We start from the raw sequence: 8,887 nt of genomic DNA on the forward strand, positions 1-8,887 counted from the left end.
TTTCTTAGAAACCAATAGTATATATATACCCATCATTAAAGAAAAGCTTATAATAAAAATAAATATTATACTTAAAGCTAATAACATATATAGTCCTCCATTCTTTAATAATTATTAAATATATTTTATCATACTTTTTTATAATTTTATAGATATAAAAAATTTAAATATGTTATGAAAAAATTAATTTTATAAAATAAATTAAATACTGCAAGAGTTAAATGTTAGATAATCTAACATTTAATTTAATTTTTATATAACTTTATGATATTATTATCCTATAAATATTACAGGCAGGTGATTTATGTGGGATTTAAAGATTTACAAAAAAGTTTACCAGCTTTACCTATTAGTGTTGTAACTAGAATTACACAACTTTCTGCAAGACAAATAAGGTATTACGAAGAAAAAAATTTAATTACTCCTGCAAGAACAGAAGGAAATACTAGATTATTTTCTTTAAATGATGTTGATAAACTTCTGTCTATAAAAGAATTATTAACTAAAGGTTTTAGTATTAAAGCTATAGATGAGATAATTAATAACAAAAAAGTTTCATCTGAAATTAGTAAAATTCGACAAATCATTCACAATGATATATTTATAGGTCCGTCTGGATCAAATAGAGAGCAGTCTTCAATAGGGAGAGGAGATCTTGCTAGATTTTATAACAAGAAATAATTTTTTTTAGTAAAAGGAGATTTTTATGCAAAAAGAGCAAATTTTAGAAATTATAAAAAAAGAAAACGTAAAATACATAAGATTACAATTTACAGACATTACTGGTACTATTAAAAATGTTGAAGTTCCTGTCAGTCAGTTAGATAAAGTATTAAATAATAATATGATGTTTGACGGATCATCTATTGAAGGATTTGTTAGAATAGAAGAAAGTGATATGTATTTATATCCTGATCTTGATACATTTTTAGTATTTTCTTGGGATAGTGAATATGGAAAAGTAGCACGTTTTATCTGTGATGTTTATACAGCAGATAGAAAACCTTTCGCAGGAGATCCTCGTGGAAATTTAAAACGTGTTCTAAAAGAAATGAACGATTTAGGTTACGATACACTAAATCTTGGACCTGAGCCAGAATTTTTCTTATTCAAATTAACTGAAAATGGCGAGCCTAGTTTGGAGTTAAATGATAATGGTGGATATTTTGATCTTGCTCCTGTTGATTTAGGAGAAAATGTTCGCCGTGATATCGTTCTAGAATTAGAAAAATTAGGTTTTGATATAGAAGCTAGTCATCACGAAGTAGCTCCTGGACAACACGAAATAGATTTCAAATATACAGATGTAATTAGTGCATGTGATAATATACAAACATTCAAACTTATAGTAAAAACTATAGCTAGAAAGCACGGTTTACACGCTACATTTATGCCAAAACCTATTTATGGAATTAATGGTTCTGGTATGCACTGTAATATCTCGTTATTTTCAAATGGAGAAAATCGTTTCTATGATGAAACTTCATCAAATAAACTATCAAAAGATGCATATCATTTTATATCAGGAGTTCTAAAACATTCTCGTAGCTTCACTGCTATATGTAATCCTACTGTAAATTCATATAAGCGTTTAGTTCCTGGATATGAAGCACCTTGCTATGTAGCGTGGTCTACATCAAATCGTTCTCCATTAGTTAGAATACCTGCTTCAAGAGGTAAATCTACAAGAGTTGAAGTTCGTTCTGTAGATCCAGCTGCTAATCCATACTTAGCTATGGCTGCTATTCTATCAGCTGGCCTTGATGGTATAAGAAATAAATTAATACCTGCTGACGAAGTAAGTAGTAATATATATGTTATGACAAAAGAAGAACGTATTAATGCAGGTATAGATGAATTGCCTTCAACATTATATACTGCATTAAAAGAATTAAGCAATTCAGAAATTATTAAAGATTCTCTAGGTGATCACATCTTCCAAAACTTTATAGAAGCTAAGTCTATCGAATGGGATGCATTTAGAACTCGTGTTACAGATTGGGAAGTTGAACAATACTTAAAACAATACTAAATAAAAAAGCGACAAATATTTGTCGCTTTTTTATATTATTTAAAAGTAATATCTACTTGTTAATCTACTATAATTTCTACAATACTAACATCTTCTAAAGGTTTGTCTTGTGAATTAGTTTTTACAGAAGCTATCTTTTCTAACACTTCATAACCATCTATTAGCTGTCCAAACACTGTATGACGCTGATCTAACCAAGGAGTTCCTCCTCTTTGGTCATATACTTCTATAGCTTCTTTTGGCCAACCTCCTTGTTCAAGGTTTGCAAGCATCATATTATCAACGTGTTTTGCTTGTACTACAAAGAATTGACTACCATTAGTATTTGGTCCAGCATTTGCCATACATAAAGCTCCGTAGAAGTTAAAGTAATCCATCGAAAATTCATCTTCAAAAGATGAACCCCATATAGATTTTCCACCCATTCCTGTTCCTGTTGGATCTCCTCCTTGAATCATAAAATCTTTTATAATTCTATGAAATATTATATCGTTATAATATCCATTTTTTGCATGTGTAATAAAATTTTCTACTGTTTTTGGTATATCTTTCTCAAATAATTTAAATGTTAAATCTCCTTGCGTAGTTTTTATTACAACTTTTCTTTCGCCTTCTTGAACTTCATTTATTAGCTGTTTTAATGTCATTTTATGCCTCTTTATTAATTAATCTTTCTTTAATTTCTCTCAAAATATTTTCTTTAAATTCACTGTACAATTTAGTTTTTTGATCTTGTGAACCAAATGTTCTAACATTTACTTCTTTATTTTCTACTTCTTTATCACCTATTACTAGAGTATAAGGAATTTTTTTGTTAGCTGCTTCTCTTATTTTGTATCCTAATTTTTCATTTCTATCATCTATAGAAACTTTAACACCTGATTTTTTCAAATCATCCATTAATTCTCTAGAGTAGTCATAATGATACTCGTTATTTACAGGAATAATTCTTACTTGATTTGGTGATAGCCATGTTGGTAAATCTCCTTTGTATTCTTCTAGTAAGAATGATACCATTCTTTCCATAGTAGATACTACCCCTCTATGAATTACTACTGGTCTATGAGCTTTACCATCTTCACCTATATATTCTAATTCAAATCTCTCAGGTAATAAGAAATCTAATTGTACTGTCGATAGAGTTTCTTGTTTTCCTATCGCAGTTTCTACTTGAACATCAAGTTTTGGTCCATAGAAAGCTGCTTCTCCTTCTGCTTCTACATAGTTTAATCCTAATTCATCAGAAGCTTCTTTTATCATACTTTGAGCATTTTCCCACATTTCATCATCATCAAAATACTTCTCTTTATTTTCTGGATCTCTATATGATAATCTGTAACTATAATTTTCTATTCCTAAATCTTTATATGCCTCTTGAATTAGTGATACTGTAAGTTTAAACTCATCTTTTATTTGATCAGGACGTACAAAGATATGTGCATCATTTAAAGTCATTCCTCGAACACGTTGTAATCCACTAACTGCTCCACTAGCCTCATATCTATGCATCATTCCTAGTTCTGCTATACGAATTGGTAATTCTCTATATGAATGTTTTTCATTTTTATAAATCATCATGTGGTGAGGGCAGTTCATAGGACGTAACACCATTTCTTCATGATCCATCTTCATAGATGGGAACATATCATCTTGGTAATGCTCCCAATGTCCACTAGTTTTGTATAATTCAACAGAAGCAAGAACTGGTGTATAAACATGATCGTATCCTGATTCTACTTCCTTATCTACTATATAGCGTTCTATAGTACGACGAATAGTTGCTCCATTTGGTAACCATAGAGGTAATCCTGCTCCTACCTTTTGGCTAGTAGTAAATATACCTAAATCTTTCCCTAATTTTCTATGATCTCTTTCTTTTGCTTCTTCTAATTTTCTTAAATGATCTTCTAAAGCATCTTTAGTATAGAATGCTATTCCATAAATTCTTTGTAACATTTTATTGTCACTATTTCCTCGCCAGTACGCACCAGCAACAGATAATAGCTTAAATTCTTTTATTTTTGATGTACTACTAACATGACCTCCACGGCAAAGATCTACAAATTCTCCCTGTTCATAAACAGTAATAACTTCATCTTCCGGCAAATCATTTATTAATTCAACTTTGTAAGGATCATTAGCAAATATTTCTAAAGCTTCTTCTCTAGAAACTTCTCTACCTTCAATCTTATGATTTTCACTTATCAGCTGTTTCATTACTTTTTCGATATTTACTAACTCTTCTTCATTAATTTTTTCTTCCATATCGAAATCATAATAGAAGCCTCCATCTATTGCTGGCCCTACACCAAAATGAACGTTTGGTCCATATATTCTACGCAATGCTTGAGCCAATAAGTGTGCAGATGAATGTCTTAAAACATATAAACTATCTACATCATTATCATCCGCTGTTATTAATTTTATTTCTCCATCTTTATCTATAACCTTATCAAGCTCGATATAATTGTCATCAAGTTTAGCAGCTACAACTTTTTTCTTTAAGCTAACACTAATACTTTCTGCAACATCTAATGCTGTTTTGTTATCATACTCACGTGAGTTCCCATCTAGAAATTTTAATACTACCATATTCTTTCTCCTTTTTATTATAAAAAATTATATTTATCGTTAAAGTAACAAAAATAAAAGTCCCTATGTAAACATACTGTTTACATAGGGACGAATTAATTTCGTGGTACCACCCAACTTTGAGATAAAAAATATCTCCTCATTGTAGCAAGTAAAGTTTGCTGTTCTTTTACGCAACCAAAAGGTAGTAACATATAAAGAATTATAAGTATTTTCAGCAACCATACTCTCTCTTGAATAATTTATTTATATATCTTGTCCTTAACGTAAATATTTATATCATAGTTTGTATTCTATCATAAAAATATTATTTTGACAAGTACAAAAAATGCTAAATAATTAATTTAAATTTATTAATATATACCACGTTCATTTTTAGCATCCAAAAACACCTCTTTAGCCAAATGATTTATTCGACCAACAATACGCATTGACTTAGTTTCATCAATAGTATTTTTAGTAGTCGATAGTAATTTGCTTAAATGTTTTAATGATAAATTAGAAGTAAAACATGTTAATAAATTTTCTGAAGATCTGTAATTTATTATAGGAACTAAAATTTCATCACGAACAAATTCTGTTATGTTCTCTGCTCCTATATCATCAATTATAAGAACTTTTTGTTGACGTAACTCATCAATAATATAATTGTATTCTCCATTAGGAATACTAGCTTTCATCTTACGTACAAATTCTGGAAAATATACTATTGCTGGCTCAAGACCTTTGTCGTTTAAATAGTTGTATACACATCCCATTAAATAAGATTTTCCTATACCTGTCATACCATAAATATATAGACCTTGCACATCTTTACCAAGTAAAATATTATCACATATATCTATCAACTCTGTTGCTACAAGTAGTTTGTTCCCTGTATTGTTAACATTAGCAAAATTAGAATTTAGTATATTTCTAGAAATATATGTCGTTTTAATTTTATTAGATAATTTTTGAGCTTCTCTATTACGCTTTTGTTCAGCAGTTTCACTATACACTAAATAAATTTTTCCATCTTTATATTGTAATTTAGGATTGTAAATAATTTTTTTTTTATTTTTTTTGGATAAATAGTAATCATAAAAAACTTGAGTATTATTATTAATATCATCATAAGTCAAATTATATTTATTAATAAACGCAATAACTGACTTATCTTTCAAAATAGTATCTTTTAATATATCTTGAACATTACTTTTTATAGGAATTTTGCTAGTTATGTCTGTAACTTTCTTCATACTATTCAATACCTTTCTCTTTTAATAATTTCATATACTCTTCTGCATAATCATTAATATCATTACTATTATCATTATTTATTGTATTATTGTTTCCAAAATTATCTAGTTGATTCTTAATATAATCTGGCGTTTTTATTATTCTAACATTTTTTGCATTATAATTATTTTTATTTTTTCTATTATTAATAATTTTTTTTGCATCATCTATATTTTGAATTTTTCCTAAATGCCAATTTGATGCGATAGTGTCCAAAAAATTTGCTGAAGGTATATTTTTATTAGAATCTATTGACATAGAATACTCTAACAAATAATTTATTACTTCATTCGAAAAATCATATTTTTCTTTTATATCGCTCAACTCATTAATTGTTTTATTAGGCAAAATAATATTTAATTTATTTCTAGCAAAACTTTCAATATCTAAATTATAACTAACATCTTGGATATTAGTAGATAAATTATTAATTTTCACTTTAGTTTCAGTTTTTTTCATTCTATTTTGCCTTATCTTATCACGATTACTATTAACAAAATTCATAGCATCTAATGCACTTACTAATCTTTTATTTGACCAAGTACTTGCTATCTTATCCAAATAATTAAAGTTCGGTATTCCTGATGACTTACTTTCAATTATTGCATAGTCCAAAAGGACATTTAAGACACCCGATGAAAAATTATATTTATTTACTAATTTATTTATATTATTACCATCTACTTTAGAAAGAATCAAATTATGTTTTTTATTCAAAAATTCTATATAATTTAAGCTATCCATAGTTTGTGCTAACTGTTCTAAAGGACTTAATTCCCTATCTTTAGAATAGGTATCATTTATAAGATGTTTATTCAACATATTTTTTAACGTTGGGACATCTTGTTTTTTCACATTAATAAATAACTGCGCTAAATAATCTTTTAATTCGTCTAAATTAATATCTAATCCACCCGAAGTGCTATCAACTGAATGTTCTATAACATCTGCCATTTCGCTAGGAGTAACTTTATACAAATGAGCTAATTCTAAAATATTGTTTTTCAATTCCGAATTGTCCAAAATATCAGTTAAATATTTATTCGATAATAAATAAGTTAATTTACTAAAATCAAAATAGTATTTATCTAAATTTGGACCTGTTTGTTCTACTCGCTTGGACATATTATCAAACGAATAGTCATCTAAGTTTTCTGTAGAAAATACTTCTGAAAATTTTGCTGTTATCTCTTTAAACTCATTAAAGTTCACTATATTTTGCTTAAATTTATTTACAATTAAATTATAATTTGAATCTCCTAAAGTATTTCTTAACAATATACTTAATAAATTATTTTCAAAAAATTCATTAAAAGATAAAGGTTTTAATAATTTATAAACGTAAACAACCTTTTCTCCATTTTGCCAATAATATGTTTTTAATAATCCTATCGCTTCTAATTTTTTTCTAATTAAAAATATTTTCTTAATATCCAACCCCAAATTATCGATAATATCAAAATGCAATAAGTTATTAGTCATATTTTTATCATTTAAAATTTTTGTAGATAAAAACTGATATAGTTTTATTGCATCAGATTCCACTAAAGGTAAATATAACAAATTTAATTCTTTGTTATAATTTTCATTATAAAAATCATTATATACTACATAATAATCCTTAGGATTTAAATTATTGAACGTTGCCATCACTAAGAACCTCAATAATTACTTGTAAATACTCTAATGCATAAATGAATTGAGGATTATAATCGTATTTTATCTTGTCATCATTTTTTAATGGTGCATAAAATGAGCGCACTAAAATAGGATATACGTTATCAAGTAATAATTTTGTATTATCATTTTCGTATAAATCTCTCATTACTACAAACAATTTATTAGTTATTTTTATAAATTCTTCTTTAGTCGGTGTTTTTATATTAGTATAAGATGCCAATTTACTAGAAAAACTTAAAATATCTTTTTTATTTTCTTTAGCAACAAAATTTTTCATATCATCAACTAATGAATACATATAATCAAAGAAATGATTAACATCTTGCAGATATTCGTTAGTTAAGTATTCTGATTTATCAGTCAAAAGTAATTCATTTACATTGTAGTCCGTTACAAATAAATACATTTTATATAAATCAGAAAAATCTATAGTATTAAAAGTTCTATAATCGTTAACAATCCCTTTTAAACTATCTCCATCTTTATAAATATTATATATAGTATTTAACCAAATAAACTCATCTAACTTTTTATCATTTATCAAAGTGATTAAATAATTATTGAAATCATACTCTGTATCATTTTTAAACAATTCCAAAATATCATTTTCTACTTTATCAATTATATTAAAAAATTCTTCAGCTTCAGATGAATTAAAAGACTGTTCATTAAATTTAGGCTTTAATTCTGCTTTTATTTTATTAAATAATTGTTCACTATCATCATTCATATCAATTCTTTGTTGAAATATTGTATTGTATCCTGGCTTAGACGAATAGAAAAAATTTTCTATTGCTTTATTAAATCTTAAAAGGTTGTTCAAAATTTTAATATAAGTAACTTTAATGTTAGTATCATTAGAAATTGAATTTACTTTTTCTAATGCATTTAATATACTTTGTTTATTCTTTTTTGTTATATCTAATATTTTTTCATCTTCTAAATACATTAACTTACCTCCATAAACAATATAAATTATTTTTATATTTAATTATAATTATATAATCAATAAATTAATAATGTAGATACTATAACATCTAATACCTTATAATTTTAATAATTTATACAACAATGAAAAATTTATTATGTTATAATTTTATCAAATTGTTTTGTACAATACAAATTATATATTTATATTTTCTTTTATACTCAGTATAATATAATAAAAAAAGCTCCCCAAGGGAGCTAAAAGTCTGGCAACGTTCTAATCTCGCAGGGCGTAAGCCCAACTACCTTCGACGCTAAAGAGCTTAACTTCTGTGTTCGGTATGGATACAGGTGTGTCCTCTTTGCTATCGCCACCAG

7 protein-coding genes and 1 rRNA gene are annotated in these 8,887 nt (G+C 26.8%); 2 read left to right on the plus strand and 6 right to left on the minus strand.

What is annotated here, in order from left to right:
• Positions 1-306: 306 nt before the first annotated feature.
• Positions 307-681, plus strand: a complete 375-nt coding sequence (locus AC1XWJ_RS06805) for a MerR family transcriptional regulator (protein WP_483335133.1) — start codon at positions 307-309, stop codon at positions 679-681.
• 25 nt (positions 682-706) lie between these two features.
• Positions 707-2,032 (plus strand): type I glutamate--ammonia ligase, encoded by a 1,326-nt coding sequence (gene glnA, locus AC1XWJ_RS06810; RefSeq protein ID WP_483335134.1) that lies wholly within the window; start codon positions 707-709, stop codon positions 2,030-2,032.
• Between the two features lie 59 nt (positions 2,033-2,091).
• On the opposite strand, the gene AC1XWJ_RS06815 is transcribed toward glnA, so the two are convergent.
• The 6 genes from AC1XWJ_RS06815 to rrf form a co-directional block, all read right to left on the minus strand.
• A complete protein-coding gene (locus tag AC1XWJ_RS06815; RefSeq protein WP_483335135.1) occupies positions 2,092-2,679 on the minus strand; it encodes a peptidylprolyl isomerase in 588 nt (195 codons plus the stop codon).
• A 1-nt stretch (position 2,680) separates the two neighbouring features.
• Positions 2,681-4,624 (minus strand): threonine--tRNA ligase, encoded by a 1,944-nt coding sequence (gene thrS / locus AC1XWJ_RS06820; RefSeq protein WP_483335136.1) that lies wholly within the window; start codon positions 4,622-4,624, stop codon positions 2,681-2,683.
• Between the two features lie 353 nt (positions 4,625-4,977).
• A complete protein-coding gene (gene dnaI, locus AC1XWJ_RS06825; RefSeq protein ID WP_483335142.1) occupies positions 4,978-5,862 on the minus strand; it encodes a primosomal protein DnaI in 885 nt (294 codons plus the stop codon).
• A gap of 1 nt (position 5,863) precedes the next feature.
• Entirely contained in the window at positions 5,864-7,552 is a 1,689-nt protein-coding gene (locus AC1XWJ_RS06830; RefSeq protein WP_483335137.1) for a DnaD domain protein, read from the minus strand.
• Positions 7,536-8,531, minus strand: a complete 996-nt coding sequence (locus AC1XWJ_RS06835; protein WP_483335138.1) for a hypothetical protein — start codon at positions 8,529-8,531, stop codon at positions 7,536-7,538. Before AC1XWJ_RS06835 ends, AC1XWJ_RS06830 begins: the two co-directional genes overlap by 17 nt.
• 242 nt (positions 8,532-8,773) lie before the next feature.
• Positions 8,774-8,887 (minus strand): 5S ribosomal RNA (gene rrf / locus AC1XWJ_RS06840).

The sequence above is a fragment of the Gemelliphila sp. 1F1 genome (genome assembly GCF_056897515.1).